Below are 26,622 nucleotides of genomic sequence, written 5' to 3'. Positions count from 1 at the left end.
ATGTGACCCGACCAAAACTGACCGCGTCTCCCACAGACATCACGAGAGGTGCGTATGCACGATCCGTTTGAACAGTCTTTACGCGACATGCTCAAGGCCTCACCGTCCACCCGGGACGACGATGCATGCCTTGGCCGTGTACTGAAAACCGCCAACCGCCAGGTCGGCGCCGGTGATCTGTTCAGCCTGCTGGGGCGCTGGTTGCCCGCACTGATGATCGCCCTGAATAACGGATCGGCCCATGTCGCGCCGGTATCCCGTCTTCGTAAACCTGCTGCCCGCACTGCTGATAAGGCTGATTGAATATGGAACTTGATCTCTGGACTCAGAGCCTCGTCACTGCAATGACTGCGTTGTGGACCAAGGTTGCGAACTTCATTCCGAACCTGTTCGGCGCACTGGTTGTGCTGCTGTTGGGTTTTGTCGTGGCCAAACTGCTGGACACCCTGCTCTCCAAGTTGCTTGCCAAGCTGGGCCTTGACCGCTTGATGGGCGGCACAGGCCTGACCAAGCTGCTGTCCCGCGCTGGATTGCAAGTTCCTATCTCGACCCTGATCGGCAAGATCGTCTATTGGTTCATTCTGCTTATTTTTCTGGTTTCCGCCGCAGAATCCCTCGGACTTGAGCGGGTTTCAGCTACGCTGGATATGCTTGCGTTGTATCTGCCGAAGGTTTTCGGCGCGGCGCTGGTGTTACTGGTAGGTGTTTTGCTGGCGCAACTGGCCAACGGGCTGGTGCGTGGAGCGGCAGAAGGCGTGGGCCTGGACTATGCTTCAGGGCTTGGTCGAATTGCCCAGGGCCTGGTGATCATCATCAGTATTTCGGTTGCGATCAGCCAGCTGGAGGTCAAGACTGACCTGCTGAACCATGTGATCGTGATCGTGTTGATAACCGTTGGTCTGGCGGTAGCGCTGGCCATGGGGTTGGGAAGCCGGGAAATAGCCGGCCAGATTCTTGCGGGAATCTACGTGCGTGAGCTGTACCAGGTTGGGCAACAAGTGCGTGTTGGCGAGGTCGAAGGCCAGATCGAGGAGATCGGCACGGTTAAAACCACATTGCTGACCGATGAGGGTGAGCTAGTCTCTCTTTCCAATCGGATTCTCCTTGAGCAGCATGTGAGTAGCCGCTAACCCGGCAAACTCTGCTAATGTATGCCGCCGCAAAATGCCTGCTGATGCTGGCTGCGGCGGACATTGACCTGACTGTCGGCCCGACTTGTTTTGAATAAAACCCAATCGTTATCCATGCGCTACGACCCCCGCGAGCTCTCTGATGAGGAGTTGGTCGCGCGCTCGCATACCGAACTGTTTCACGTAACACGCGCCTATGAAGAACTGATGCGGCGTTACCAACGAACATTATTTAACGTATGCGCACGATATCTCGGGAACGATCGCGACGCAGACGATGTCTGTCAGGAGGTCATGTTGAAGGTGCTGTATGGCCTGAAGAACTTCGAAGGTAAATCGAAGTTCAAGACATGGCTATATAGCATCACGTACAACGAGTGCATCACACAATATCGAAAGGAACGGCGAAAGCGTCGCTTGATGGACGCATTGAGTCTTGATCCCCTCGAGGAAGCGTCCGAAGAAAAGGCGCCGAAACCTGAGGAAAAGGGCGGACTTGATCGCTGGTTGGTGTATGTGAACCCGATTGACCGCGAAATTCTGGTGCTACGTTTTGTCGCAGAGCTGGAGTTTCAGGAGATCGCAGACATCATGCACATGGGTTTGAGTGCAACAAAAATGCGGTACAAGCGCGCTCTAGATAAATTGCGTGAGAAATTTGCAGGCATTGCTGAAACTTAGTTCAGCGCAAATATCTCTTACGCGTAGGCAAGTTCTGTTAGACTTGCCGCCGAGTTGTCCCCCGGTTTGCGGGACTGCTTCACAATCACCAGATGGGGATTTAACGGATGAAACTGAAAAACACCTTGGGCTTGGCCATTGGTACTCTTATTGCCGCTACTTCGTTCGGCGCACTGGCACAAGGCCAAGGCGCAGTTGAAGGCGAGCTCAACTACGGGAAGAAGTACAACGACAGCGTTAACAACGTTGAAGACGGCTACACTCCTGGCGCCTCCATCGGTTACTTCTTGACCGACGACGTATCGTTGAACTTCACCTACAACAACGATGACTACACCCGTTCGAACAACAACACCGGCAACCAGAAAATCGAAGGCGACCAGTTCGGTCTGAACGCCCAGTACCACTTCAACAACGCTGGCGACGCTCTGCGTCCTTACGTTCAAGGTGGTGTCAAGCACGGCAGCCTGACCAACGTAGCCGCTGACGGCCACACCGGTCGTGACCAGTCGACTTTCCTGACCGCTGGCGCTGGCGTTAAGTACTACTTCGTTGAAAACGTTTACGCTCGTGCTGGCGTAGAAGCTGACTACAAGCTGGACAACGGCCGTTGGGACTACATCCCGTCCGTAGGTCTGGGTGTTAACTTCGGCGGCGGCAACAAGCCTGCTGCTGCTCCGGTTCCAGCTCCAGAAGTCTGCTCCGACAGCGACAACGATGGCGTTTGCGACAACGTTGACAAGTGCCCGGACACCCCAGCCAACGTTACTGTTGACGCTGATGGCTGCCCAGCTGTTGCTGAAGTCGTTCGTGTAGAGCTGGACGTGAAGTTCGACTTCAACAAGTCGGCAGTCAAGCCAAACAGCTACGGCGACATCAAGAACCTGGCTGACTTCATGAAGCAGTACCCGTCCACCACCACTACTGTTGAAGGTCACACCGACAACGTCGGTCCTGACGCTTACAACCAGAAACTGTCCGAGCGTCGTGCAAGCGCCGTTAAGCAAGTTCTGACCAACCAGTACGGTGTTGAGTCGTCCCGCATTCAGTCCGTTGGCTACGGCGAATCCCGCCCGGTTGCTGACAACGCCACTGAAGCTGGCCGCGCTGTAAACCGTCGCGTAGAAGCGAAGGTTGAAGCTCAAGCTAAGTAATTAGCTCGCAGCTCTGAGAAAAGCCCGGCTTAGGCCGGGCTTTTCTTTGTCTGCGATTTGGGTTTCAGCGAGGGTTTGGCGCTGCTCCGAAAGATCGCAGCCTGCGGCAGCTCCTACAGTGGTTCGACGTTCATCCCTGTAGTAGCTGCCGCAGGCCGCGATCTTTTAATCCCTACAAGGATGAACACCCAGCCAATGCAGTCTGCGATCTTTTGATCTCATCACAGGTCGCTACAGCACCGATCACGAGGATTGCCGGGCTTTTGAGCTGGAAGTCGCAGGCATCTTCTTCCATGGTTGTCAGGTCGCTCCGACATTCCCGTTGGTGCGGCAGGGAAGCATTTTCGATCATTGCCACAGGCGTAGCGGGAGCCATTCCGCCGGCCAGCAGTTGCTCGCGAATTTCACTAAGCTTCGCCACCCCCATGTAGATCACCAGCGTGGTGCCCCCTTGAGCCAGGGCCTGCCAGTTCAGGCTGCTGTCATCCTGAGTGTGCGCCGTGACCAGTGTCACGCCACGTGCAACGCCCCTTAGCGTCAGCGGAATATCGCATTGGGTCGCGCCGGCAAGGCCCGCCGTGATGCCGTTGACCAACTCGACTTCGACCCCGCGCTCACGCAACCACTGCGCTTCTTCACCACCCCGGCCGAAAATGCACGGATCGCCGCCCTTTAGCCGCGCCACGCATTTACCCTGCCGGGCATAACGATGCATCAGGCGATGGATAAATGCTTGCGGAGTGGAGCGGCAGCCGCCGCGCTTGCCCACCGGGATGATCCGCGCCCGAGGGCAGTGCTCGAGTACCGCGACATTGACCAGGTCATCGATCAGCACCACATCAGCCTCGCGCAAGGCACGTACCGCTTTCAATGTGAGCAACTCCGGATCCCCCGGGCCTGCACCCACCAGCCAGACTTTTGCACTCATAGTGTTTTCCTCACGAGATAACGGTGACTGGCCGCGCCTTGGCAGCCAGCAGGCGTTTGATTTCCGGAACACAGGACCCGCATTGCGTGCCGCAACCCAGTTCTTGCTTGAGTTCCTGCAAGTCCAGGCCACGGTCGATGCCGGCGCAGATCGCGTTCTGGCCGACGTTCTTGCAATTGCACAGGATCTTGTTCGCGTTGACGGGCGCGTCGAGATTGCCCGGTGGTGCGCTCAGCGGCGCCAACAACCAGCGCCGCAGTTGCTCGTCTGCGCGACCTTCGAGCCACAGCCCCTGCAACCAGTGCTGGGCGAGGGTTTCACCGGCCAATCGAATGGCGGTGATCCGACCATTTTCGATTCGCACCCGCTTGCCAATGGCCCGTCGAGGGTCGTCGTAAGCCAGCACCGGGCCGTCATTGAGTGCCAGGCTTTGATCGATTTCGCTGAGCAACTCTGCCGAAGGCGCTGAAGTATTGGCAGTCCGTACAAGCAGAGCAGGGCGTTCACGACCAACAAGGCTGAAGCTGACGTAGGAAAACGCCTCACAGAGCGGTCGTAGCGCCTCAAAATGCCGTTGAACATCACCCTCGATCAGTGCGAACAGTTTCCAGGGCAAGTCCACCGGCTCCAGGCGTACGCCGCTGTGCTTGAGTTCGGGCTGTTTCGACAAAGGATCGAACGCGGACAAGGTCAGGCTGTTCACCCCGCCCTTGAGAAAACGGTCGCCCCAGTGCATGGGCAAAAAGGCCTGGCCAGGACGCACGCTGTCATCGCTGGCGACTGCGACGATGACTGCGCCGCGCCGGCTTTTCAGGCTGACCAGATCCCCAGGCTGCAAGCGATGGCGGCGCAGTTCGTCAGGGTGCAGGCTTACCTGCGCTTCGCCGACATGGCCGAACAGCTGCGCGGCGGTGCCGGTGCGGCTCATGCCATGCCATTGATCGCGCAAGCGGCCGGTGATCAGGGTCAGGGGGAAGCGTGCATCGCGTTGCTCTTTGGCGGCGCGGTACGGATCGGCCACGAACTGTGCGCGTCCATTGGCAGTGGCAAATATCCCGTCGACGTAGAGCCGTGCCGTGCCTTCGACGGCACCCGCAGGGAAGGGCCACTGCTGCGGACCGAGACGATCGATCAGTGCATGGCTGATACCGGACAGATCCAGATCGCGACCGTGAGTCAGGTGTTTGTATTCATCAAAGACCTGAGCGGGGTTATCAAATGCAAACAGGCCGTTTTGGCCGGGGCGCAGGTATTTCTCCAGGCGTTGTGCGAAATCTACCGTAATTGCCCAGTCCGGCCGTGCCTCACCCGGTGCGACGATTGCCTGGCGTACGTGGGAAATGCGCCGTTCGGAATTGGTCACGCTGCCTTCCTTTTCTCCCCAACTGGCCGCGGGCAGCAGGAGGTCGGCAAACTTCGCGGTTTCAGTGGTGCGAAAGGCTTCCTGTAACACCACGAACGGGCAGGCTTGCAAGGCGGCGCGCACGGCCGTCTGGTCCGGCATGGATTGCGCGGGGTTGGTGCAAGCGATCCACAACGCCTTGATCTTGCCGCTGCGCACTTGCTCGAACAGCTCGATCGCCGAGAGCCCGGGATTTTCCGGCAGTTGCTCGACGCCCCAATAGGACGCCACTTGCTCACGGTGTTGCGCATTGGCGGCATCACGATGGCCGGGCAGCAGGTTGGACAAACTGCCGGTTTCCCGCCCGCCCATGGCATTTGGCTGACCGGTGAGGGAGAAAGGTCCGGCACCGGGGCGACCGATCTGCCCGGTGGCAAGGTGCAGATTGATCAGTGCACTGTTTTTCGCGCTGCCGGCAGTGGACTGGTTCAACCCCATGCACCACAGCGACAGAAAGCTTGGAGATGTGCCGATCCACTCGGCACATTGCTGCAATTGCTCGATGCTGATTCCGCAGAGCTGCGAAACCATTTGCGGGGTGTAGTCACGTACCAGGCTTTTCAGCTCAGCCAGACCTTCGGTGTGGTCTTTGATGAAGTCACGATCGATCCAGTCTTCCCACAGCAGCAAATGCAAAATCCCATGGAATAAGGCGACATCGGTGCCCGGCAAGATCGGCAGGTGCAGGTCAGCCAGATCGCAGGTGTCTGTACGACGTGGGTCAATGACGATGACCTTCATCTGCGGCCGGCGGGATTTTGCTTCTTCCAGCCGACGAAACAGTACCGGATGGGCGTAGGCCATGTTGCTGCCGGCGATCATTACGCAATCGCTCAGCTCCAGGTCTTCGTAGCTGCAAGGTGGCGCGTCGGCACCCAGGCTGCGCTTGTAGCCGACTACCGCCGAGGACATGCACAGCCGCGAATTGCTGTCGATGTTGTTGGTACCCACCAGGGCACGTGCCAGCTTGTTGAAGGCGTAGTAGTCCTCGGTCAACAGTTGCCCTGAAATGTAAAACGCCACGCTGTCCGGGCCATGTTCGGCAATGGTCGCGGCAAATACGCTGGCGGCGTGATCGAGGGCGGTATCCCAGTCGGTGCGGTGGCGGGCCAGGCCTTTACCGAGGCGCAGTTCGGGGAACAGCGCCCGCGCGGTCTCGTCGCCGGTCAGGTGCAGGGTCGAGCCCTTGCTGCACAGTTTGCCGAAATTGGCCGGGTGCGCCGGATCGCCGCTGACGCCGAGGATGCGTGAACCGTCGTGCTCGATCAGCACCCCGCAGCCGACCCCACAGTAACAGCAGGTGGACGCAGTGATCTGGCGGTCCATCAGCCTGCATCCCGCAGGGCTAGCATCACCCGGCCATTTTCCACCCGAGCCGGATGGTGATGGGCACAGCCGATGTCCGGGGCCAGGGCTTCGCCGCTTTCCAGGTCGATTTGCCAGTTGTGCAACGGGCAGGCCACCCGCTTGCCGTAGATCAGACCTTGGGACAGCGGCCCACCCTTGTGTGGGCAACGGTCGTCGAGGGCGAACACTTCGTCGTCGCTGGTACGAAAAATCGCGATGTCGCCCTTGGGGCCGGCGACGATCCGCGAGCCCAGGGCATTGATCTCTTCCAGTGCGCAGATATCCAGCCAGTTCATGCCAGCACCTCCAGGTTTTTCACGGGGATGACGTCGAATTCTTTCTTCAGTTGTGGCTGTTCCAGGCGCTCTTTCCACGGGTCCTGCTCGAACGACAGGGAGAATTGCAGGCGATCGTTGAGCGCCTTGCGCCGCTCCGGGTCCTCGAGCACGGCTTTCTTGATGTGGTCCATGCCGACCCGTTGCAGGTAGTGCACGGTGCGTTCGAGGTAAAAGGCTTCTTCGCGATAGAGCTGCAGGAATGCACCGTTGTATTCGCGGACTTCTTCGGCGGTTTTCAGTTTGACGAAGAATTCCGCGACTTCGGTCTTGATCCCGCCGTTGCCACCGATGTACATCTCCCAGCCGGAGTCCACGCCGATGATTCCCACATCCTTGATGCCGGCTTCCGAGCAGTTGCGCGGGCAACCGGAGACAGCCAGTTTCACCTTGTGCGGTGACCACATGTTGAACAGGTCATGTTCCAGTTCGATACCCAGCTGTGTTGAGTTTTGGGTGCCAAAGCGGCAGAACTCGCTGCCGACGCAGGTTTTCACCGTGCGGATGGATTTTCCGTAGGCGTGGCCGGACGGCATGTCCAGGTCTTTCCATACTCCCGGCAGGTCTTGCTTGCGGATGCCTAGCAAGTCGATGCGCTGACCACCGGTGACTTTGACCATCGGCACGTTGTACTTGTCGGCAACATCGGCAATGCGCCGCAGTTCCGAAGGATTGGTCACACCGCCCCACATCCGCGGGACTACAGAGTAAGTGCCGTCTTTCTGAATGTTGGCGTGAGCCCTTTCGTTGATCAGGCGCGATTGCGGGTCGTCCCTGGCTTCCCCCGGCCAGGTGGAAATCAGATAGTAGTTGAGCGCCGGCCGGCAGGTGGCGCAGCCATTGGGGGTGCGCCAGTTCAGGTAGCTCATGGTGCCGGCGATGGTCAGCAAGTGCTGCTCGCGGATGGCCTGACGGATTTGCCCGTGGTTGAGGTCGCTGCAGCCGCAGATTGCCTTTTCGCTTTTCGGTTTGACGTCGGCGGCGCCACCCACGGTGTTGATCAGGATCTGTTCGACGAGGCCGGCGCAGGAGCCGCAGGAGCTGGCGGCCTTGGTGTGTTTCTTCACTTCGTCGACGCTGAACAGCCCGTGTTCCTGAATAGCCTTGACGATGGTGCCTTTGCACACACCGTTGCAGCCGCAGACTTCAGCCGTGTCGGCCATGCTCATGGCTTTGTCCTGGCCCTGATGTCCTACGTCGCCAAGCGCATTTTCACCGAACATCAAGTGATCGCGGATCTCGTCGATGACGTGATTTTCACGGATCTGCCGGAAATACCAGCCGCCGTCTGCCGTATCGCCATACAGGCAGGCGCCGACCAGCACGTCATCCTTGATCACCAGTTTTTTGTAGACCCCGCCAATCGGGTCCGAGAGGGTGATGGTCTCGGTGCCTTCACCGCCCATGAAGTCGCCGGCGGAGAACAGGTCGATACCGGTGACCTTCAATTTGGTCGAGGTCACCGACCCCTTGTAGGTGGCAAAACCCAGTTGGGCGAGGTGGTTGGCGCAGACTTTGGCCTGTTCGAACAGCGGCGCCACCAAACCATAGGCGATGCCGCGGTGGCTGGCGCATTCGCCGATGGCGTAGACCCGGGGGTCGTAGGTTTGCATCGTGTCGTTGACCAGAATCCCGCGGCTGCAAGGGATGCCGGATTTTTCCGCGAGTTCGGTGTTGGGGCGAATGCCGGCGGCCATCACCACCAGGTCGGCGGGGATGATGTCGCCGTTCTTGAACTGCACCGAGCCGACCCGGCCGTTGCCGGCGTCGTGCAGGGCCTGGGTCTGTTCGCACAGGCGAAAGTGCAGGCCACGAGCTTCCAGGGCGGTTTGCAGGAGTTGGCCGCTGGTTTTGTCCAGTTGCCGTTCCAGCAGCCATTCGCCGATGTGCACCACGGTGACGTGCATGCCGCGCAGCATCAGGCCGTTGGCGGCTTCAAGGCCCAGCAGGCCGCCGCCGATGACCACGGCGTGCTTGTGGGTCTTGGCGGTGTCGATCATCGCCTGGGTGTCGGCAATGTCGCGGTAGCCGATCACGCCCTGCAAGGTATTGCCGGGGATTGGCAGGATGAACGGGGTCGAGCCGGTGGCAATCAGCAGGCGATCGTATTCGGCTTCGGTGCCGTCTTCGGCGATGACCCGGCGTTTGACCCGATCGATCTCCACCACTTTGCGGTTGAGCAGCAGCTTGATGTTGTTTTCCAGATACCAGTCCAGATCGTTGAGCACGATCTCTTCGAACGTCTGTTCACCGGCCAGTACGGGCGACAGCAGGATGCGGTTGTAGTTGGTATGGGGTTCGGCGCCGAAGACCGTGATGTCGTACAGTTCATTACTCAGCTTGAGCAGTTCTTCCAGGGTACGAACCCCGGCCATGCCGTTGCCGATCATCACCAGTTTTAGTTTTTTCATCAGGTTCTCCGGGGAGCTCAGGCCTGCCTCATCAGGGTTCAGGCCATGCTCGACATAATTTTGCGCAAACAAAAAAAGGCGTCCCGCTAGTTGCCTAGCGAGGACGCCTTTGTCCTGGTCCCGTTCTCTCGGGAAGTGCAGCCTTCGTCGTTGAAGCCCGCGCTTTATGTCTGTTGAGAGAGGTAATGCAGTGGTTGTGCCAACTCTCGCAAGGGCCTGATTTATGGGCTCTCGTCATGGGAGGAGGGTGTTTTCGTGCACCGGTTCAAGGCGCGATGCCCGGTTTTGAAGCAGAAAGATCAAAAGATCGCAGCCTGCGGCAGCTCCTACAGGGGATCGTGGGCACCTGTAGGAGCTGCCGCAGGCTGCGATCTTTTGATCTTTTGGGTAATGAAAAACTCAGCCATGAAACAGCAAAAACAGCAGCACCAGATTCACCAGTAACGATACCAGCGCCAATGTCCGCCAGACTTTCAGCGGCTCGCGCTCCAGCAACGGTCTGGGGCGCACGCTCAAACTACGACGTTCTCCCTGTTCCAGTAGCAACAACCATTCTTCCGCCGTTTCGAAACGCTGATCCGGAGCCGCAGCCACCGCGCGCTCCAGGCTTTGCGCGATCCATTCCGGCAGGTCGGGCCGGTAGCGACTGGCGCTGACAGGCACACCAAACCGTGGTCGCTGGAACGCTTCGATTTCGCCGTAGGGATAATGCCCGGTCAGCAGGTAATACAAGGTCACGCCGACTGCATACAAATCCTGTTGTGGCGTAGGAGGGTCGCCTCGAAAAGCCTCCGGCGCGATATAGCTGGGCGTTCCGGGCAGGGCGCAAGCTTGATCTTCGGACAGCCCGGGGCAGTAGGCGAGGCCGAAATCCAGCAGGCGCAACTCGCCGTCGTCCCCCAGCAACAGGTTCTCCGGTTTGATATCGCGATGCAGAATCTGCCGTCGATGCAGTATGCCGACGGCCCGCAGCAGGCGTTCGGCCAGGTCCAGCCATTGAGCCAGTGGCAGCGTTGCGACACGCTCATGCAGCTCAGCCAGGGTAGACCCGGTATATTCACGCATCACGTAGTACAAATGCTGACGCTGACTGGAGGCATGGACTTCAGGAAAATGCCGCCCGGCCACACGCTTGAGAAACCATTCCTCCGATAACAATGCCTGCCCGGCCTGGTGATCGTCACGGAGCGCACCGGGCAAGGTTTTCAGCAACCAGGGTTGTTGCTGCGCGTCACTCACCCGATACAGCAGCGATTGCTGGCTCTGGCCGAGGATCCCTTCCACGTGCCAGCCTTCGAAGGCCTGGCCCGGCTTCAGCGCAGGCGGGAGTGGCCATTGCTGCAAATGAATCAGTGCATCGCCAATGCTGGTTTCGCCAAGGGCATCGACCCGCACCAGCAGGGCGCTGGCATTGTCCTGGCTGCCGGCCAGGTGCGCGGCGCTGACCAGCGTTTGCGCGGCACTGTCCAAATCAGGCTGATCCCGCAGAATCGCCGCAATGGCCGTGTCGCCCAGCACGGCCCAGATGCCGTCGCTGAGCAGCACGAAACTCTCGTTCAGCCGAAGTTCGCCATCGAGAAAGTCCAGCACCAAGTGTTGATCCAGCCCGAGGGCCCGCTTAAGCACATGCTGCATGCCTGGCTGGTCCCAGACGTGATCCTCGCTCACCCGTTGCAGCGTGTCGGCGTGCCAGCGATAAACCCGGCAATCGCCAACGTGAGCCAAGGTAAAACGCCGGCCGCGCATCACCAAGGCACTGACTGTGGTCAGCAGCGGTTGGCCACCACCGTTAGCCTGCAACCAGCGATTTTGCGCCAGCAGCAGGCGATCCAATGCCTGGGCGACGCCCCAGGTTTCCGGGGTGGCGTAGTAGTCCAGCGCCAGGGCCTGCAAGGTCGAACGGGCCGCGAGGCCGCCATCGGCACATTGGCTGACGCCGTCAGCGATGGCGAACAGGTAACCTTTGCTCGCCGCCAGCGCCGGGGCCGGAGTGACCAGGCGCAGAGCGTCCTGGTTCTCCTCGCGGGGGCCGATGGCACTGTGTTCGGCGAAGCTCAGTTGCAGGCTCATGCAGTCCTCACACCCGTGCAGCGGTGACGGCTGCCGAACCCCAAGTGGTTCTCCAGCGACGTTTCACCCCATGTAGACCGAACCAGGCGAGTACGCCGAGGCTGGCGAACAACCACAGCGCCAGTTGATAGCTGCCGGTGCTTTGCTTGATCGCGCCCATGCCGGCCGCGAGGGCAAACCCACCGATGCCGCCGGCCATGCCGATCAGACCGGTCATCACGCCGATTTCCCGACGAAAACGCTGCGGCACCAACTGGAACACTGCGCCATTGCCTGCACCCAAACCGAGCATGGTGCAGACGAAAAGTGCCAGTGCGGCGTAGGAATTCGGCAGGTTGAAGCCGACAGCGGTAATGCAGATCGCCGCGACGGTGTACATCGCCAACAAGGTCCGAATGCCGCCGAACCGGTCGGCCAGCGCGCCGCCCAGAGGGCGCATCAGGCTGCCGCCGAACACACAGGCAGCGGTGTAGTAGCCGGCAGTGACCGGGCTCAGGCCGTACTGGTCGTTGAAATAACCGGGCAGGGCACTGGCCAGGCCGATGAAACCGCCGAACGTCACGCTATAGAAAAACATGAACCACCAGCTGTCGCGATCGCCCAGGGCCTTGAAGTAGTCGGCCATGGCTTTGGCTTTTGGCCGCTCGGGGGCGTTTTTGGCCAGGCAGGCGAAGACGATCAAGGCCAGAATCAGCGGGATCAGGGCGAACCCGAACACGTTGCTCCAGCCAAACGCCGCCGCCAGCACCGGAGCGATCAATGCGGCGAACACCGTGCCCGAGTTCCCCGCACCGGCGATGCCCATGGCCTTGCCTTGATGCTGCGGCGGATACCACTGCGATGCCAGGGGCAGGGCGACGGCGAAAGAAGCGCCGGCCATGCCGAGGAACAGACCCAGCAGCAACGCTTGCTCGTAGCTGTGGATACCGAGTTTCCAGGCGCCGAACAGCGCGCAGATCACGATGACCTGACCGATCAGCCCGGCGGTTTTGGGCGACAGGCGATCAGCCAGCATCCCCATCACGAAACGCAAGACCGCTCCGGCCAGGATAGGCGTGGCGACCACCAGCCCGCGTTGCTGCGTCGTCAGGTGCAGGTCGGCGGCGATCTGTATCGCCAACGGACCGAGCAGGTACCAGACCATGAAGCTCAGGTCGAAGTAGAGGAAGGCTGCGAACAATGTGGGTGTATGGCCAGATTTCCAGAAGCTTGAATTCATCGCGCACCTCAGCTGTGAAGAGTCTCGAAAGGAGTCATGAGCTTGCAGGTGGGGCGCCGTTACGGCCGCACCACCGGCCCCGTGCTGTGGGGCCAAAACGAAAAAACGCCGCCACCCGATTCGCCTGGGGCAAATGAGGTGCGCGACGTCTTTGTCGTAGGTGGGGCAACCGCCGTTGGTTACCTGTACCGATTACCTAGCCAGATCTGTGCCATATCGGAAATTTGGGTAAAGCAAAAAAGATCGCAGCCTTCGGCAGCTCCTACAGGGGAATGTGTGCATCCCGTAGGAGCTGCCGAAGGCTGCGATCTTTATGTTGTTCAACCCAGCAGTTCGCTCATGGCAATAATCTGCTCCGCCACCTGAATCAGCTTCTGCTGGCGGCTCATCGCCTGGCGGCGCATCAGGGTGTAGGCTTCTTCTTCGTTGCAGTCCTTCATTTTCATCAGCAGCCCCTTGGCCAGTTCGATGCGCTTGCGCTCGGCCAGTTGCTGGTCGCGGGCCTGCAATTGGGCACGCAAGGCCTGATCGCTTTCGAAGCGCGCCATGGCCACATCGAGAATCGGCTGCAGGCGTTGTGCGTGAATGCCTTCGACGATGTAGGCACTGACTCCGGACTTGATCGCCTGTCGCATCACACCGGGGTCGTGTTCGTCGGTGAACATCACAATCGGTCGTGGCTGGTCGCGAGTCACCAGCACCACTTGTTCCATGACATCGCGACCCGGTGACTCGGTATCGATCAGAATCACATCCGGACGCACCGTTTCGACGCGTTCGGGCAGGTCGATGGTCAGGCCGGATTCATCGATCACTTCGAATCCGGCCTCGGTCAGGGCGGCCTTCAGGCGTCCGACTTTTTTCGCGGTGTCGTTGATCAGCAGGATACGCAGCATGTTCGTGGTCTCCTGTCAGCGGCTGGCGGATCGAGGGGAGCTGTCGCTCATGGCGTGCAGTTTGAAACTGCGGGCATAACCGGCCGGGTCCGAGCCGTCCCAGATTTTGCCGTCGATCAACTGGCTGCTGCGCATTTCCTCGGCTGGCGAGGCGACGCCGACGGCACTGGCGGCCTCACGGTAGAGGCCCAGTTGCTGGACCTGCCGGGCCACCGCGAGATAGTCCGGGTCATCGCGCAACAAGCCCCAGCGGCGGAACTGGGTCATGAACCACATGCCGTCGGACAGGTACGGCCAGTTGGCCTCGCCATCCCCGTGCAAGCGCAGTGCGTGCGGGTCTTGCCAGCGATGGCCAAGGCCGTCGGCGTATTCGCCCAGCAGGCGCGGTTCGATACAGTCCAGTGGCGCGTCAAGGTACTGATCGGCACTGAGCAATTGTGCGGTACTGCGGCGATTCTCGGTGCTTTCTTCGATGAAGCGGCTGGCCTCCAGAACCGCCCTCACCAATGCCCGGGCAGTATTGGGGTATTGCTCGACGAACGCGCGGGTGCAGCCCAGGACTTTTTCCGGATGATCGGGCCAGAGGGTCTGGGTCGTGGCCAGGGTGAAGCCGAGGTCCTGTTGCACGGCGCTGGCGGACCAGGGTTCGCCGACGCAGAACCCGTCGATACGCCCGGCTCGCAGGTGCGCGACCATTTGCGGTGGCGGCACCACCACGCTGTCGACATCCTGCAATGGGTGAATGCCCTGGCTGGCGAGCCAGTAATACAACCACATGGCGTGGGTGCCTGTTGGAAAAGTCTGGGCGAAGGTGAGTTTTGAGCGAGTTTGGTGCACGTGCCGATCCAGTGCTTCAGGACTGGTCACTCCAAGCGCCTGCAAGCCGCCGGACAGATTGATGCTTTGGCCGTTCTGATTCAGGCCCATCAGCACGGCCATGTCGGTCGCCGCCACGCCACCGATGCCCAGGTGTACGGCGTAAATCAGACCGTAGAGGCTGTGGGCGGCATCGAGTTCACCGCTGACCAGTTTGTCCCGCAGGTTGGCCCAGGACGACTGGCGCTTGAGATTCAGGGTCAAGCCGTGGGGTTGGGCGAAGCCCTGGGTGGCGGCGACCACCACCGAGGCGCAGTCGCTCAGGGCCATGAAGCCGAGATTGATTTCGGTTTTTTCCGGGGCATCGCTGCCATTGACCCAGGCCAGAGGGCCGGCTGACGGTTCGTTCATCGCGTGTTCACCTTGCAAAAAAAACGTCGTCCCGAGTCCTTGCATGAGCAGGCCGTGGACGACGCCATTGTCTTTGCACACATTCCGTCGTCGGCATGGGTGCTGGTACCTGGATTGGTGCAAGGCATATGCCATTAACCGCTGATTTGCTCACGCGCCTCGCTTGCAGCCCCGATGCCCGGCTATAATCGCCGCCTCAATTCGCCGCCAATCGAGTCAAATCCGCCCATGTACACCCTGGCCCGTCAGCTGTTGTTCAAACTCTCCCCGGAAACCTCCCACGATCTGTCCCTGGACCTGATCGGCGCGGGCGGGCGTCTTGGGCTCAACGGCTTGCTGTGCAAGGCCCCGGCGAAGATGCCGGTGAATGTCATGGGCCTGGACTTCCCGAATCCGGTGGGACTGGCCGCCGGTCTGGACAAGAATGGTGCGGCCATCGATGGTTTCGCCCAACTGGGTTTCGGTTTTGTCGAAATCGGCACCATCACGCCGCGTCCGCAGCCGGGCAACCCGAAGCCACGCCTGTTCCGTTTGCCGCAAGCCGAGGCGATCATCAATCGCATGGGTTTCAACAACCTGGGCGTCGATCACCTGCTGGCTCGTGTGGCGGCCGCCAAGTACAAGGGCGTGCTGGGCATCAACATCGGCAAGAACTTCGATACGCCGGTCGAGCGTGCCGTGGACGACTACCTGATCTGCCTGGACAAGGTTTACGCCCACGCCAGCTATGTGACGATCAACGTCAGTTCGCCGAACACGCCGGGGCTGCGCAGCCTGCAATTTGGCGACTCGCTCAAGCAGTTGCTGGCCGATCTGGCCGAGCGCCGCGCGGAACTGGCATTGCGTCATGGCAAACATGTCCCGCTGGCGATCAAGATTGCGCCAGACATGAGCGACGAAGAAACCGCACAGGTTGCGCAAGCGCTGATCGAAACCGGAATGGATGCCGTCATTGCGACTAATACCACCCTGAGCCGCGTAGGCGTCGAAGGCTTGGAGCATGGTGACGAAGCCGGTGGTTTGTCCGGCGCACCGGTTCGCGACAAGAGCACCCACACCGTGACAGTGCTGGCATCGGAGCTGGGTGGTCGACTGCCGATCATCGCTGCCGGCGGCATTACCGAAGGCAAGCACGCCGCAGAAAAAATCACCGCAGGCGCGAGCCTGGTGCAGATCTACTCGGGTTTCATCTACAAAGGCCCGGCGCTGATTCGCGAGTCGGTAGACGCAATCGCAGCGCTACGCTGATCCTTTGTAGGAGCGAGCTTGCTCGCGAAAAACCTACAGACAACGCTGGCTACCAGATGCGCTGCGTCATCGTTGAGGTCCATCGCGAGCAATCGAGCGTCGACCGGCTGCTCCTACAGGGGATTGTTTGGACCAACGAGCGAGCATAAAAAAGGGCTCCATAAAAGGAGCCCCTGGGCCGGAGCCCGCCGTCCGGATGGGACGCGCATGGTTAATTCAGTACAAAGTCAGATTGTCGTGTCGGAGTGTTATGCCCTGTAATTAGCCGACGGCGTGAAGTTCGTTGAGTCTGTGGATTCCCGCAGTGCCGGTCATACCGTCCCAGTTGTCGCCGCGTCCTTCTCGCCAGCCGTTGATCCAGGCTTGACGTACCGACGGTAGAGTAAATGGGCAAAGCTCACGGGATTTACCACCAACGCCATATTGATATCCGCGCAAAAATGCTCTTTCCAACGGATCACGCTTAAGTCTTCTCATAGGGTGTTGCCCTCACTTGTTGACTGTATTTATCGCGTCGACCTCAATTGAGGTCTGGCAGGAAACCCTGCCGTTGGGGGCTCGTTGCCGGCGTGACGAGCCAAAGTGTTGGCGTCATTGCGGCGCCAACCTGTATTGAGTTCTAACCAATGCGTCACATCGAGGGAATGATCGTTTTGTCATAAGGACGTAACTGTTCATGTGTTAAGGCCATAAGTAACAGCGTGTTTTACCGTATTTATTGGCCAAACCCCGGTATGATCGGCCCTGCGCTGGATGATGGGCTTAATCCTTTAGTGAGAATGGCTCCCGTTGCCGGGAAGCACTATTCGACGAAGGGTCGACTTATGACATTTTGTTGCATCAACTTTTTTATCTGTCCTTGCATCTAAGCTCATTTAACCCGGGCAGCAGGGGTGGAGCGGCACACCTTCGTGCCACGCGGGCGCTCTTCGAGAAAAGCGCCTGATTGAAAACCGGACCGGCAATGCGTTGCCCGGTCACTCAGCTAAAGGTTCTGGAATTCCCATGTCCGATCGTTTCGAACTCTTCCTCACTTGCCCAAAAGGCCTTGAAGGCCTGCTCATCGAGGAAGCCGTCGGGCTTGGCCTTGAGGAAGCGCGGGAGCACACCTCGGCCGTGCGCGGCATGGCCACCATGGAAACCGCTTATCGCCTGTGCCTGTGGTCGCGTCTGGCCAACCGCGTGCTGTTGGTGCTCAAACGTTTCCCGATGAAGGACGCCGAAGACCTGTACCACGGCGTGTTGGACATCGAGTGGCAAGACCACATGCTCAATGACGGCACCCTGGCCGTCGAATTCAGCGGTCATGGCTCGGGTATCGACAACACCCACTTTGGCGCGCTGAAGGTCAAGGACGCCATCGTCGACAAGCTGCGCACCCCGCAAGGCGACCGTCCGTCCATCGACAAGCTCAACCCGGACCTGCGCATTCACCTGCGCCTGGACCGTGGCGAAGCCATTCTTTCCCTTGATCTGTCCGGCCACAGCCTGCACCAGCGCGGCTATCGCCTGCAGCAAGGTGCGGCACCGCTGAAGGAAAACCTCGCGGCCGCCATCCTGATCCGTTCCGGCTGGCCACGTATCGCGGCCGAAGGCGGCGCGCTGGCCGACCCGATGTGCGGTGTCGGTACCTTCCTGGTGGAAGCGGCGATGATCGCCGCCGACATCGCGCCGAACCTGCGTCGCGAGCAGTGGGGCTTCACCGCCTGGCTCGGTCACGTCCCGGCGCTGTGGAAAAAACTCCACGAAGAAGCGTCCGAGCGCGCCGCTGCCGGCCTGGCCAAAACACCATTGTGGATTCGCGGTTACGAAGCCGACCCACGGCTGATTCAACCGGGCCGCAACAACGTCGAACGTGCCGGCCTGAGCGAGTGGATCAAAATCTACCAGGGTGAGGTCGCGACTTTCGAGCCGCGCCCGGACCAGAACCAGAAAGGCCTGGTGATCTGCAACCCTCCATACGGCGAGCGTCTGGGTGACGAGGCGAGCCTGCTCTACCTCTACCAGAACCTTGGCGAGCGCCTGCGTCAGGCCTGCCTGAACTGGGAAGCGGCGGTGTTCACCGGCGCGCCGGACCTGGGCAAGCGCATGGGTATCCGCAGTCACAAGCAGTATTCGTTCTGGAACGGTGCCTTGCCGTGCAAGCTGCTGCTGATCAAGGTGCTGCCGGACCAGTTCGTCACCGGCGAGCGCCGTACCCCGGAGCAGCGCCAGATCGAGCGTGAGCAAGCCGCCTACGATCAGGCGCCGAACGAGCCGCAGGAACGCAAGTTCAACAAGAACGGCAACCCGATCAAACCGATGCCGGCTCCGGCGCCGGTGGTCGAGCAGCCGCGCCTGAGCGAAGGCGGGCAGATGTTCGCCAACCGCCTGCAAAAGAACCTCAAGGCCCTGGGCAAGTGGGTCAAGCGTGAAGGCATCGACTGTTACCGCGTGTATGACGCCGACATGCCTGAATACTCCATGGCCATCGACCTGTATCACGATTGGGTCCACGTCCAGGAATACGCCGCGCCGAAATCCATCGATCCGGAAAAGGCCTCGGGCCGTATGTTCGATGCCCTGGCAGCCATCCCGCAGGCGTTGAACATCGACAAGAGCCGCGTGGTGGTCAAGCGCCGCGAGCGTCAGAGCGGCACCAAACAATACGAGCGCCAGGCGGCGCAGGGCAAGTTCGTCGAAGTCAATGAAGGCGGCGTGAAGCTGCTGGTGAACCTCACCGACTACCTCGACACCGGGCTGTTCCTCGACCATCGGCCGATGCGCATGCGTATCCAGAAGGAGGCGGCCGGCAAACGCTTCCTCAATCTGTTCTGCTACACCGCAACGGCCAGTGTGCATGCGGCCAAGGGCGGCGCGCGCAGCACCACCAGTGTCGACCTGTCGAAAACCTATCTGGACTGGGCGCGGCGCAACCTGTCGTTGAACGGTTTTTCCGACAAGAACCGCCTGGAGCAGGGCGATGTGATGGCGTGGCTTGAAGCCAGTCGTGACGAGTACGACCTGATCTTCATCGACCCGCCGACGTTCTCCAACTCCAAGCGCATGGAAGGTGTCTTCGACGTGCAGCGCGACCAGGTGCAATTGATTGACCTGGCCATGGCGCGACTGGCGCCCGGCGGTGTGTTGTACTTCTCCAACAACTTCCGCAAGTTCGAACTGGAAGCCAATCTCGGCGAGCGTTATGCCGTCGAGGAGATCACTGCCCAGACCATCGATCCGGATTTTTCCCGCAACGCCAAAATCCATCGCGCCTGGAAAATCATGGCACGTTGACACCTGGATCTGTGTAGGAGCGAGCTCTGCTCGCGATGGTCGACAACGATAACGCGTGCTTTCTGAATGCACGCGGTGTTCTTGAGTCCATCGCGAGCTCGCTCCTACAGTGCTGGTCAAATTAGTGGCTAATAGCTATAACTCAGTCCATGGCCAAAGGGCTTCTCCGCACCTGGCGTTTTGAGTTTGCGTTTTATGTCGTTGCACGCCGTGCGCCCCAAGATCCTGGGTTTTATCAGCGAAGATGTTTCGGCCTGGCTGGTCGCGCTGTTGGTATTGCTTGTCGGCGGGGTGCTCACCGGGTTACTGGCGTGGTCGACGCTGAATCTGTTTCACCATCAATTGCGGCAACGCTTTCAACTGCTGGCCAGTGAGCGTTACAGCCGTATCGAAGAGCGTTTTGAAGATCAGGAGCAGCGTCTCGATGGCCTGCGCCGGTTTTTCGCCAACTCCGATTCGGTTTCTCGAGCGGATTTCGACGGTTACACCCAGCCTTTACTACTGCGAACCCAGGCTTATTCCTTTGCCAAACGGGTCACTCGTGACGAGCGGGCGGCGTTCGAGGGGCGAGTGCGTGACGAAGGCTTGAGCAGCTTCACCCTGAGAGAACTCAACGCTGATGGCCAATTGCAACTGGCCGGCGTGCGAGATGAATACGTAGCGGTCCTGTATAGCCAGACGCAAAGCAGACTCGGCTCCCCCCTCGGTTACGACTTGCTGGCCCAGCCGTTACGGCGTGCCACGCTCGATCGGGCCGATCAGCGTGCTGGCATGGCAGTGTCGCAACCGATGCAGCTTGTGAGTATCGAGCCGGCTTATGCGCGAGGCGTGCTGCTGGTCACGCCGGTCACGCCGGTCACGCAACATAACAGTCAGGACCACAAAGCCACGAAACCCTACGGTTATGTCATGGCAGTGATCAGCATGCGCCAGTTGCTGGCGGACGGACTGCCGGAAGAGAGCCGTGACTATCTCTCGGTGCGTATCCTCGATTTGTCGACCGCCGAGCAGCACGAGGTGCTGTTCGAATCGGCCAACCCGCCGGCTATCAGCGAGTTGTCGGCCACGCGCCTGTTGCGCCTGGCCGACCATGACTATCAAGTCGATATCCAGCCCAGCGACACGTTCGTGCAGGCCAACCATTCTTCCGTGACCAGTCTGGTGGTGTTGGGTGGTTTGCTCAGCGTGTTGCTCAGTGCCTTGCTGTATGTGCTGGTCAGTCAGCGGCAGCGGGCGCTGAAACTGGTCGAGCAACGCACCCGGGAGCTGCGGGATCGAGAACAGGAGCTGCGTCGTACCCATGGTCAATTGCGTGGCGTGCTGAATGCCGCTACCCAGGTCGCGATCATCGCCACCGACTTGCGCGGCGTCATCAGTACCTTCAACGCCGGTGCCGAGCAGATGCTTGGCTATACCAGTGCCGAGGTGGTGGGGCACATGACCCTGGAGAACCTGCATCTGTCCCGGGAGTTGGTCGCTCGCTCGGCGCAGTTGAGCGCACGCTATGGCAAGCCGGTTCCAACCTGCCACGCGATGCTGGTCGAAGGCGACGTGGAGGGCAACCACGAGGCGCGGGAGTGGACGCTGATGCGCGGCGATGGCAGCCATTTGATGGTCAACATGCTCACCACGCCAGTGCTCGACGAGCAAGGCCTGTGGGTCGGGCACCTGGCGGTGTGCATCGACATCACCGAACGCAAACGGGTCCACGAAGCGCTCGCGGCGCGGGACCTGCTGTTGAAGAAACTCAGTGCCCACGTGCCCGGTGGCATCTATCAGTTCAAGATGGAGTTCGACGGACGCTTCAGTGTGATCTACGCCAGCGACGGCATTCGCGAGATCTACGAACTCGAACCCGACGTGCTGGTGCTCAATGCCGAAGCGATCTTCACCCGGATTCACCCTCTGGACACCACCCGTGTCCGTGCCTCGATCCGCGCCTCGGCCGACACCCTCAGCCCCTGGCGCGAGGAATACCGGGTGCAACTGCCGCAACGTGGTTTGCGTTGGGTGCGCGGCGAAGCCACTCCGGAGGAACTGCCCGGTGGCGGTGTGCTGTGGCACGGCTACATCTCGGACATTTCCGATATGAAGCGGGTGGAGGAAGAATTGCGCGCGTTGTCGGTCACCGATTCGCTGACCGGTATCTACAACCGGCGTTATTTCCAGGAACGCCTGACCACCGAAATGGCCCGGGTGGAGCGCGGCGGTGGGAATCTGTCGGTGATCATGCTCGATATCGACCATTTCAAGCGCATCAATGACCTGCACGGCCATGCCATCGGTGATCGGGTGTTGCAGGCAGTGTGCGAACGGATCGGTCACCGGCTGCGCCGTACCGATGTGTTCTGCCGCCTGGGCGGTGAGGAGTTCATGGTGCTGTGCCCGGATATCCGCGGCGAACATGCCTATATGTTGGCCCGGCAATTGTGGCAAGGCTTGCGCAGTTCACCCATTGAAGATGTCGGTACGGTTACCGCCAGTTTCGGGATTGCCAGCTGGCGGGCCGGCGAGGGCGCCGATGCCTTGCTGTTGCGCGCGGATTCGGGGGTCTATGCGGCGAAGCAGGCGGGAAGGGATCGGGTTGAGGGGGAGATGAATTAATCCGGAGTGCATGCGGTACCTGTGGGAGCGAGCCTGAACTCGAAAGCGGAGTGTCAGTCACCATCAGTATTGACTGGGCTGACGCTTTCGCGAGCAGGCTCGCTCCCACAGGGGGCAGTGCTGTGCTTACAGCACCGAAGCCGTCTGTGGCACTTTCGGTTGGTGGTACAGGTCCAGCAGCACCTGATCGAGCACCGAAGAGGCGCCGAACGGGGCCTTGTCGTTGAGGATCGCCACCACCGCCCAGGTGTTGCCGTTGACGTCGCGACTGAAGCCGGCAATCGCCCGCACGGTGTTCAGGGTGCCGGTCTTGACGTGGGCTTCGCCGCGCATCGCAGTGGTCTTCAGGCGCTTGCGCATGGTGCCGTCGGTGCCGGCAATCGGCATCGAACTGATGTACTCGGCGGCATACGGGCTGTGCCATGCAGCTTCGAGCATCGAGGCCATTTCCCGGGCGCTGACACGCTCGGCACGGGACAGGCCGGAACCGTTCTCCATCACCAGGTGCGGCGCGGTGATGCCTTTTTTCGCCAGCCACTGACGCACGACACGCTGGGCGGCCTTGGCGTCGTCACCATCGGCATCGGTGCGGAAGCGTTGGCCCAGGCTCAGGAACAACTGCTGGGCCATGGTGTTGTTACTGTACTTGTTGATGTCGCGGATGATTTCCGCCAGGTCTGGCGAGAACGCCCGGGCCAGGACCTTGGCATCTTTCGGTGTTGGCGCCAGCACATCCTTGCCCTGAATGCTGCCACCCAGTTCCTTCCAGATCGCGCGGACGGCGCCGGCGGTGTAGGTCGCGTGGTCGAGCAGTGACAGGTAAGTCTGCGAGCTGCAGCCTTCACCCAGTTGGCCGCCGACCGTCACGGTCATGCTGCCATCCGCCTGCGTCACCGGGTTGTAACGCACGCCACCGGTGCATTGTTTGGAATTGAGGGCCTTGACCTGGTTGTCGATGCGGATGGTCGCAATCGGCGGTTCCACCGAGACCAGCACCTTGCCCGAGTCATTACGCGCGACGAAGCGCAGCGCCTTGAGGTTGACCAGCAGCGAGTCGGGTTTGACCAGGAACGGCTTGTTCTCGTCGTTGCCGTCGTCATTGAACTCCGGCAGTTGCGGTTGCACGAAGAAGGTTTTATCCAGCACCAGGTCGCCGGTGACCTGGGTCACGCCGTTGGCACGCAGGTCACGCATCAGCAACCAGAGTTTTTCCATGTTCAGCTTCGGATCGCCGCCGCCCTTGAGGTAGAGGTTGCCGTTGAGAATGCCGCCACTCAAGGTGCCGTCGGTGTAGAACTCGGTTTTCCACTGGTGGTTCGGGCCGAGCATTTCCAGGGCCGCGTAGGTGGTGACCAGTTTCATGGTCGACGCCGGGTTGACCGAGACGTCGGCATTGAACACCGTCGCGGTGCCGGGGCCGGTGAGCGGGATCATCACCAGCGACAGGGCGTTGTCCTGCAACTTGCTGGCTTTCAGGGCTTTTTCAACGTTGGGCGACAACGCGGTATTGATTGGAGCGGCGTAAACGGGAAGGGCCAGGGGGAGAAGAAAACCGGCCAACAGCAATGGACGCAAAGATTTGATCATCTGAAATAAAACCCTACAGCCGAGGGGAAATAAGGTGAGGGCATGGAGATAAATTCCCTCAATGGTCATGAAAGTGTCGGCATTATGCCCCAAGGTGTCGCCGCTTGTGCCGTGCGCGGGCATTCTGATCGGCTATTTTTTTACCGACGGTAGGCATCGTGGCCCAGAGAGTCAGGCAATCGGCGGCTTAAACTGCTAAAGTGCCGGCCGTTATTACTTAAGAGGATTGTTTCAATGGCGACTAACCGTTCCCAGCGTCTGCGCAAAAAACTGTGCGTCGATGAATTTCAAGAGCTGGGTTTCGAACTGAACCTGGATTTCAAAGAAGATTTGGCTGATGCAGCCATTGATGCTTTCCTCGACGCGTTCCTCAAAGAAGCCATGGAAGCCAACGGTCTGGGCTATGTTGGCGGCGACGACTACGGTCTGGTTTGCCTGCAGAAGCGTGGCTCGGTCAGCGCTGAACAGCGCGCTGCCGTTGAAGCCTGGCTCAAAGGCCGCACCGAGCTGACCAGCGTTGAAGTCAGCCCGCTGCTGGACGTCTGGTACCCGGAAAAGCCGATCAATCCGGTAGCTTGATGTTCTGAAAAAAACGGCGACCCAAGGGTCGCCGTTTTTTTTGCTTTTTTTTGTAGGAGCGAGCTTGCTCGCGAAGGTCGTCAACGATAACGCTGGAAACCTGACACCCCGCAGTGCTCTCAGGTTCATCGTCGGAACGCCGCCCGGAGCAAGCTCGCTCCTACAGTGCCTTGCGCCAGTTCAGGATCAGCAGCGTCACAACCCCCGCGACAATCCCCCAGAACGCCGACCCGATGGAAAACAGCGTCAGCCCCGATGCCGTGACCATGAAGGTGATCAGCGCTGCTTCACGTTCCTTCACTTCGCTCATGGCGATGCTCAAGCCGTTGATGATCGAGCCGAACAGCGCCAGCGCCGCAATCGACAGCACCAGTTCCTTGGGCAGCGCGGCAAACAATGCTGCGAGCGTCGCGCCGAACACCCCGGCGATCCCGTAGAAAACTCCGCACCAGACGGCTGCGGTGTAGCGTTTGTGGCGATCCTCATGGGCGTGCGGTCCGGTGCAGATCGCCGCGCTGATCGCCGCCAGGTTGATCCCGTGGGAGCCGAACGGTGCCAACAGTAAACTGGCGATGCCGGTGGTGGTGATCAGCGGCGAGGCGGGCACCGTGTAGCCATCGGCGCGCAATACGGCGATACCGGGCATGTTTTGTGAGGTCATGGCGACGACAAACAGCGGGATGCCAATGCTGATGGTCGCGGCCAGGGAGAAGTGCGGCGTGGTCCAGACCGGCGTGGCCACTTCCAGGTGGAAACCGCTGAAGTCCAGGAGCCCCATGAAGCCCGACAATGCCGTGCCGATCAGCAATGCCGCCAACACTGCATAGCGTGGCGACAGGCGCTTGACCACCAGATAAGTGACAAACATCCCCAGTACCAGGGCGGTGCGGTGTTGCGCTGCGACGAAAATCTCGCTGCCGATCTTGAACAGGATCCCCGCCAGCAGGGCAGCGGCCAGGGATGCTGGAATCTTTTTCATCAGCCGTTCGAAGCTGCCGGTCAGCCCGCAAATCGTCACCAGTACCGCACAGGTGATATAGGCACCGATGGCTTCGCCATAGCTCACGCCGCCCAGGCTTGTGATCAGCAGCGCGGCGCCGGGGGTCGACCAGGCAATGGTGATCGGCGTGCGATAGCGCAAGGACAGGCCGATGGAGCACACCGCCATGCCGATGGAAATTGCCCAGATCCACGAAGAAATCTGCCCGCTGCTCAGGCCTGCCGCTTGCCCGGCCTGGAACATCAGCACCAGGGAACTGGTGTAGCCGGTCATCATGGCGATGAATCCGGCGACGATGGCCGAGGGCGAGGTGTCGGCCAACGGGCGGATTTGCATGTGCGTGGCGTCGTTCATGACGGGGGTGTTCCTTTTACAGATGAAGATGTCTGCGGCAACGCTGAACCTTGTGGGAGCGAGCTTGCTCGCGATAGCGGTGGATCAGCCAACAGGAGTGCTGAATGTGACACCGCCATCGCGAGCAAGCTCGCTCCCACAGGGATCGCGTTACAAAGGCGGATTCTGCGAACAAGCCTAAACTCAAAAGTAACCAGACGTTGCGATACAGCCGAAGCAACATTCAGCCGTACAGTCGTGTTGCCACCGTCCATTGTGTACAATCGTTATGTTATTTACGCGATACTTGCCAGCGACCCGCCGTGCCGTAATACAGTCACCGTCAATTCGCCGCAGTTCTTCCGACTCGAGTGCCCATGAACGAACAGTTGCAACCCCTAAAGAAACAACCGCGAGCAGGCAAAGCCGGCCGTAGCGGTACCCAGGACGATATTGTCTACGCGCATATCTTCGAGGCCATCCTCGAACAGCGCCTGGCGCCCGGCACCAAGTTGAGCGAAGAAGCGCTGGGGGAAATTTTCGGGGTCAGCCGCACCATCATTCGCCGCGCCTTGTCGCGCCTGGCCCATGAAGGTGTGGTGTTGCTGCGTCCGAATCGCGGCGCCGTCGTCGCCAGTCCGAGTGTTGAGGAGGCGCGCCAGGTGTTCATGGCCCGCCGTCTGGTCGAGCGCGCGATCACCGAGCTGGCCGTTCAGCACGCAACCGCCGAGCAGATTGCCGAATTGCGCCAGATGGTCAGCGACGAGCGCGACAGTTTTTCCCGTGGCGACCGTGGTGCCGGTATCCGCCTGTCGGGCGAATTCCACCTGAAACTGGCTGAAGCGGCGAAAAACGCCCCGTTGATCAGTTTCCAGCGCAGCCTGGTGTCCCAGACTTCGCTGATCATCGCCCAGTACGAAAGCGGCAACCGTTCCCACTGCTCCTACGACGAGCACACCCAGTTGATCGACGCCATCGAGAAGCGCGACGCTGAACTGGCGGTCAACCTGATGATGCATCACATGGATCACATCGACAGCAAGCTCAACCTCGACGAGGAAAGTGCTTCAGATGATCTGCATGCGGTGTTCTCGCATTTGTTGCAGACCAAGAAGCCAGGGCGCTCGCCGGCGAAAATCTAACACCGCCCCTGTAGGAGCGAGCCTGCTCGCGATGGTCGTTAACGATTACGCGG

General features: G+C 60.1%; 20 protein-coding genes. 9 read left to right on the top strand and 11 right to left on the bottom strand.

The window, feature by feature from the left end; translation table 11 throughout:
- The first annotated feature begins 54 nt into the window (after positions 1-54).
- The 4 genes from C8K63_RS23855 to C8K63_RS23840 all read left to right on the top strand — a co-directional run bounded on the left by C8K63_RS23855 (position 55) and on the right by C8K63_RS23840 (position 2,965).
- Positions 55-303 (top strand): hypothetical protein, encoded by a 249-nt coding sequence (locus C8K63_RS23855; RefSeq protein ID WP_007996720.1) that lies wholly within the window; start codon positions 55-57, stop codon positions 301-303.
- 2 nt (positions 304-305) lie between these two features.
- A complete protein-coding gene (locus C8K63_RS23850; RefSeq protein ID WP_007996721.1) occupies positions 306-1,130 on the top strand; it encodes a mechanosensitive ion channel domain-containing protein in 825 nt (274 codons plus the stop codon).
- Between the two features lie 90 nt (positions 1,131-1,220).
- On the top strand, positions 1,221-1,811 hold the full coding sequence (gene sigX, locus C8K63_RS23845) for an RNA polymerase sigma factor SigX (RefSeq protein WP_081501652.1): 591 nt from the start codon (positions 1,221-1,223) through the stop codon (positions 1,809-1,811).
- 107 nt (positions 1,812-1,918) lie between these two features.
- Positions 1,919-2,965: an OmpA family protein gene (locus C8K63_RS23840; protein WP_108218913.1), complete on the top strand. Its 1,047-nt coding sequence runs from the start codon at positions 1,919-1,921 to the stop codon at positions 2,963-2,965.
- 172 nt (positions 2,966-3,137) lie between these two features.
- Here the strand turns inward: C8K63_RS23840 and cobA are convergent, their stop codons facing one another.
- The 8 genes from cobA to C8K63_RS23795 all read right to left on the bottom strand — a co-directional run bounded on the left by cobA (position 3,138) and on the right by C8K63_RS23795 (position 14,800).
- Positions 3,138-3,893, bottom strand: coding sequence for a uroporphyrinogen-III C-methyltransferase (cobA, locus tag C8K63_RS23835; RefSeq protein WP_108218912.1), 756 nt, complete (start codon positions 3,891-3,893; stop codon positions 3,138-3,140).
- A 10-nt stretch (positions 3,894-3,903) separates the two neighbouring features.
- A complete protein-coding gene (locus C8K63_RS23830) occupies positions 3,904-6,621 on the bottom strand; it encodes a nitrate reductase (protein WP_108218911.1) in 2,718 nt (905 codons plus the stop codon).
- On the bottom strand, positions 6,621-6,938 hold the full coding sequence (gene nirD / locus C8K63_RS23825) for a nitrite reductase small subunit NirD (RefSeq protein ID WP_108218910.1): 318 nt from the start codon (positions 6,936-6,938) through the stop codon (positions 6,621-6,623). The genes C8K63_RS23830 and nirD overlap by 1 nt, the downstream gene beginning before the upstream one ends.
- Positions 6,935-9,388: a nitrite reductase large subunit NirB gene (gene nirB / locus C8K63_RS23820; RefSeq protein ID WP_108219053.1), complete on the bottom strand. Its 2,454-nt coding sequence runs from the start codon at positions 9,386-9,388 to the stop codon at positions 6,935-6,937. The genes nirD and nirB overlap by 4 nt, the downstream gene beginning before the upstream one ends.
- 399 nt (positions 9,389-9,787) lie before the next feature.
- Entirely contained in the window at positions 9,788-11,458 is a 1,671-nt protein-coding gene (locus C8K63_RS23815) for a bifunctional protein-serine/threonine kinase/phosphatase (RefSeq protein WP_108218909.1), read from the bottom strand.
- A 7-nt stretch (positions 11,459-11,465) separates the two neighbouring features.
- On the bottom strand, positions 11,466-12,677 hold the full coding sequence (locus tag C8K63_RS23810) for a NarK/NasA family nitrate transporter (protein ID WP_108218908.1): 1,212 nt from the start codon (positions 12,675-12,677) through the stop codon (positions 11,466-11,468).
- A 320-nt stretch (positions 12,678-12,997) separates the two neighbouring features.
- Entirely contained in the window at positions 12,998-13,573 is a 576-nt protein-coding gene (locus C8K63_RS23800; RefSeq protein ID WP_108218906.1) for an ANTAR domain-containing response regulator, read from the bottom strand.
- Positions 13,574-13,588: 15 nt separating this feature from the next.
- Positions 13,589-14,800 (bottom strand): CmpA/NrtA family ABC transporter substrate-binding protein, encoded by a 1,212-nt coding sequence (locus C8K63_RS23795; protein WP_108218905.1) that lies wholly within the window; start codon positions 14,798-14,800, stop codon positions 13,589-13,591.
- 228 nt (positions 14,801-15,028) lie between these two features.
- Between C8K63_RS23795 and C8K63_RS23790 the strand changes: the two genes are divergently transcribed.
- Entirely contained in the window at positions 15,029-16,048 is a 1,020-nt protein-coding gene (locus C8K63_RS23790; RefSeq protein ID WP_108218904.1) for a quinone-dependent dihydroorotate dehydrogenase, read from the top strand.
- Positions 16,049-16,309: 261 nt separating this feature from the next.
- On the opposite strand, the gene rmf is transcribed toward C8K63_RS23790, so the two are convergent.
- The gene (gene rmf, locus C8K63_RS23785) at positions 16,310-16,525 is read right to left on the bottom strand and encodes a ribosome modulation factor (protein WP_003223300.1); all 216 of its coding nucleotides are present in this window, start codon (positions 16,523-16,525) and stop codon (positions 16,310-16,312) included.
- 528 nt (positions 16,526-17,053) lie between these two features.
- Between rmf and rlmKL the strand changes: the two genes are divergently transcribed.
- Positions 17,054-19,324, top strand: coding sequence for a bifunctional 23S rRNA (guanine(2069)-N(7))-methyltransferase RlmK/23S rRNA (guanine(2445)-N(2))-methyltransferase RlmL (rlmKL, locus tag C8K63_RS23780; RefSeq protein ID WP_108218903.1), 2,271 nt, complete (start codon positions 17,054-17,056; stop codon positions 19,322-19,324).
- Between the two features lie 195 nt (positions 19,325-19,519).
- Positions 19,520-21,928, top strand: coding sequence for a diguanylate cyclase (locus C8K63_RS23775; protein ID WP_108218902.1), 2,409 nt, complete (start codon positions 19,520-19,522; stop codon positions 21,926-21,928).
- Positions 21,929-22,054: 126 nt separating this feature from the next.
- Here the strand turns inward: C8K63_RS23775 and dacB are convergent, their stop codons facing one another.
- Positions 22,055-23,515: a D-alanyl-D-alanine carboxypeptidase/D-alanyl-D-alanine-endopeptidase gene (dacB, locus tag C8K63_RS23770; RefSeq protein WP_108218901.1), complete on the bottom strand. Its 1,461-nt coding sequence runs from the start codon at positions 23,513-23,515 to the stop codon at positions 22,055-22,057.
- 234 nt (positions 23,516-23,749) lie between these two features.
- Between dacB and C8K63_RS23765 the strand changes: the two genes are divergently transcribed.
- Complete coding sequence (locus C8K63_RS23765; RefSeq protein ID WP_108218900.1) at positions 23,750-24,094, top strand: YggL family protein; 345 nt, start codon at positions 23,750-23,752, stop codon at positions 24,092-24,094.
- A 160-nt stretch (positions 24,095-24,254) separates the two neighbouring features.
- Here the strand turns inward: C8K63_RS23765 and C8K63_RS23760 are convergent, their stop codons facing one another.
- A complete protein-coding gene (locus C8K63_RS23760) occupies positions 24,255-25,448 on the bottom strand; it encodes a benzoate/H(+) symporter BenE family transporter (RefSeq protein WP_108218899.1) in 1,194 nt (397 codons plus the stop codon).
- Between the two features lie 356 nt (positions 25,449-25,804).
- Between C8K63_RS23760 and C8K63_RS23750 the strand changes: the two genes are divergently transcribed.
- Positions 25,805-26,569, top strand: a complete 765-nt coding sequence (locus tag C8K63_RS23750; protein WP_108218897.1) for a GntR family transcriptional regulator — start codon at positions 25,805-25,807, stop codon at positions 26,567-26,569.
- Positions 26,570-26,622 lie beyond the last annotated feature (53 nt).

Origin of the sequence: Pseudomonas sp. GV085, assembly GCF_003050925.1 — a bacterium.
Classification (GTDB): domain Bacteria; phylum Pseudomonadota; class Gammaproteobacteria; order Pseudomonadales; family Pseudomonadaceae; genus Aquipseudomonas.
Note: the sequence above shows the minus strand (reverse complement) of the source record. Positions and strands in the feature narration are given on the sequence as shown.

Excerpts from the sequence above, each read along its gene's own strand:
- C8K63_RS23830 (WP_108218911.1), bottom strand. The coding sequence starts at position 6,621 with ATGGACCGCCAGATCACTGCGTCCACCTGCTGTTACTGTGGGGTCGGC.
- cobA (WP_108218912.1), bottom strand. The coding sequence starts at position 3,893 with ATGAGTGCAAAAGTCTGGCTGGTGGGTGCAGGCCCGGGGGATCCGGAG.
- C8K63_RS23760 (WP_108218899.1), bottom strand. The coding sequence starts at position 25,448 with ATGAACGACGCCACGCACATGCAAATCCGCCCGTTGGCCGACACCTCG.
- dacB (WP_108218901.1), bottom strand. The coding sequence starts at position 23,515 with ATGATCAAATCTTTGCGTCCATTGCTGTTGGCCGGTTTTCTTCTCCCC.
- C8K63_RS23790 (WP_108218904.1), top strand. The coding sequence starts at position 15,029 with ATGTACACCCTGGCCCGTCAGCTGTTGTTCAAACTCTCCCCGGAAACC.
- C8K63_RS23810 (WP_108218908.1), bottom strand. The coding sequence starts at position 12,677 with ATGAATTCAAGCTTCTGGAAATCTGGCCATACACCCACATTGTTCGCA.
- C8K63_RS23800 (WP_108218906.1), bottom strand. The coding sequence starts at position 13,573 with ATGCTGCGTATCCTGCTGATCAACGACACCGCGAAAAAAGTCGGACGC.
- C8K63_RS23855 (WP_007996720.1), top strand. The coding sequence starts at position 55 with ATGCACGATCCGTTTGAACAGTCTTTACGCGACATGCTCAAGGCCTCA.
- C8K63_RS23840 (WP_108218913.1), top strand. The coding sequence starts at position 1,919 with ATGAAACTGAAAAACACCTTGGGCTTGGCCATTGGTACTCTTATTGCC.
- C8K63_RS23795 (WP_108218905.1), bottom strand. The coding sequence starts at position 14,800 with ATGAACGAACCGTCAGCCGGCCCTCTGGCCTGGGTCAATGGCAGCGAT.
- C8K63_RS23775 (WP_108218902.1), top strand. The coding sequence starts at position 19,520 with ATGTCGTTGCACGCCGTGCGCCCCAAGATCCTGGGTTTTATCAGCGAA.
- C8K63_RS23765 (WP_108218900.1), top strand. The coding sequence starts at position 23,750 with ATGGCGACTAACCGTTCCCAGCGTCTGCGCAAAAAACTGTGCGTCGAT.
- nirB (WP_108219053.1), bottom strand. The coding sequence starts at position 9,388 with ATGAAAAAACTAAAACTGGTGATGATCGGCAACGGCATGGCCGGGGTT.
- rlmKL (WP_108218903.1), top strand. The coding sequence starts at position 17,054 with ATGTCCGATCGTTTCGAACTCTTCCTCACTTGCCCAAAAGGCCTTGAA.
- C8K63_RS23750 (WP_108218897.1), top strand. The coding sequence starts at position 25,805 with ATGAACGAACAGTTGCAACCCCTAAAGAAACAACCGCGAGCAGGCAAA.
- C8K63_RS23850 (WP_007996721.1), top strand. The coding sequence starts at position 306 with ATGGAACTTGATCTCTGGACTCAGAGCCTCGTCACTGCAATGACTGCG.
- C8K63_RS23815 (WP_108218909.1), bottom strand. The coding sequence starts at position 11,458 with ATGAGCCTGCAACTGAGCTTCGCCGAACACAGTGCCATCGGCCCCCGC.
- rmf (WP_003223300.1), bottom strand. The coding sequence starts at position 16,525 with ATGAGAAGACTTAAGCGTGATCCGTTGGAAAGAGCATTTTTGCGCGGA.
- nirD (WP_108218910.1), bottom strand. The coding sequence starts at position 6,938 with ATGAACTGGCTGGATATCTGCGCACTGGAAGAGATCAATGCCCTGGGC.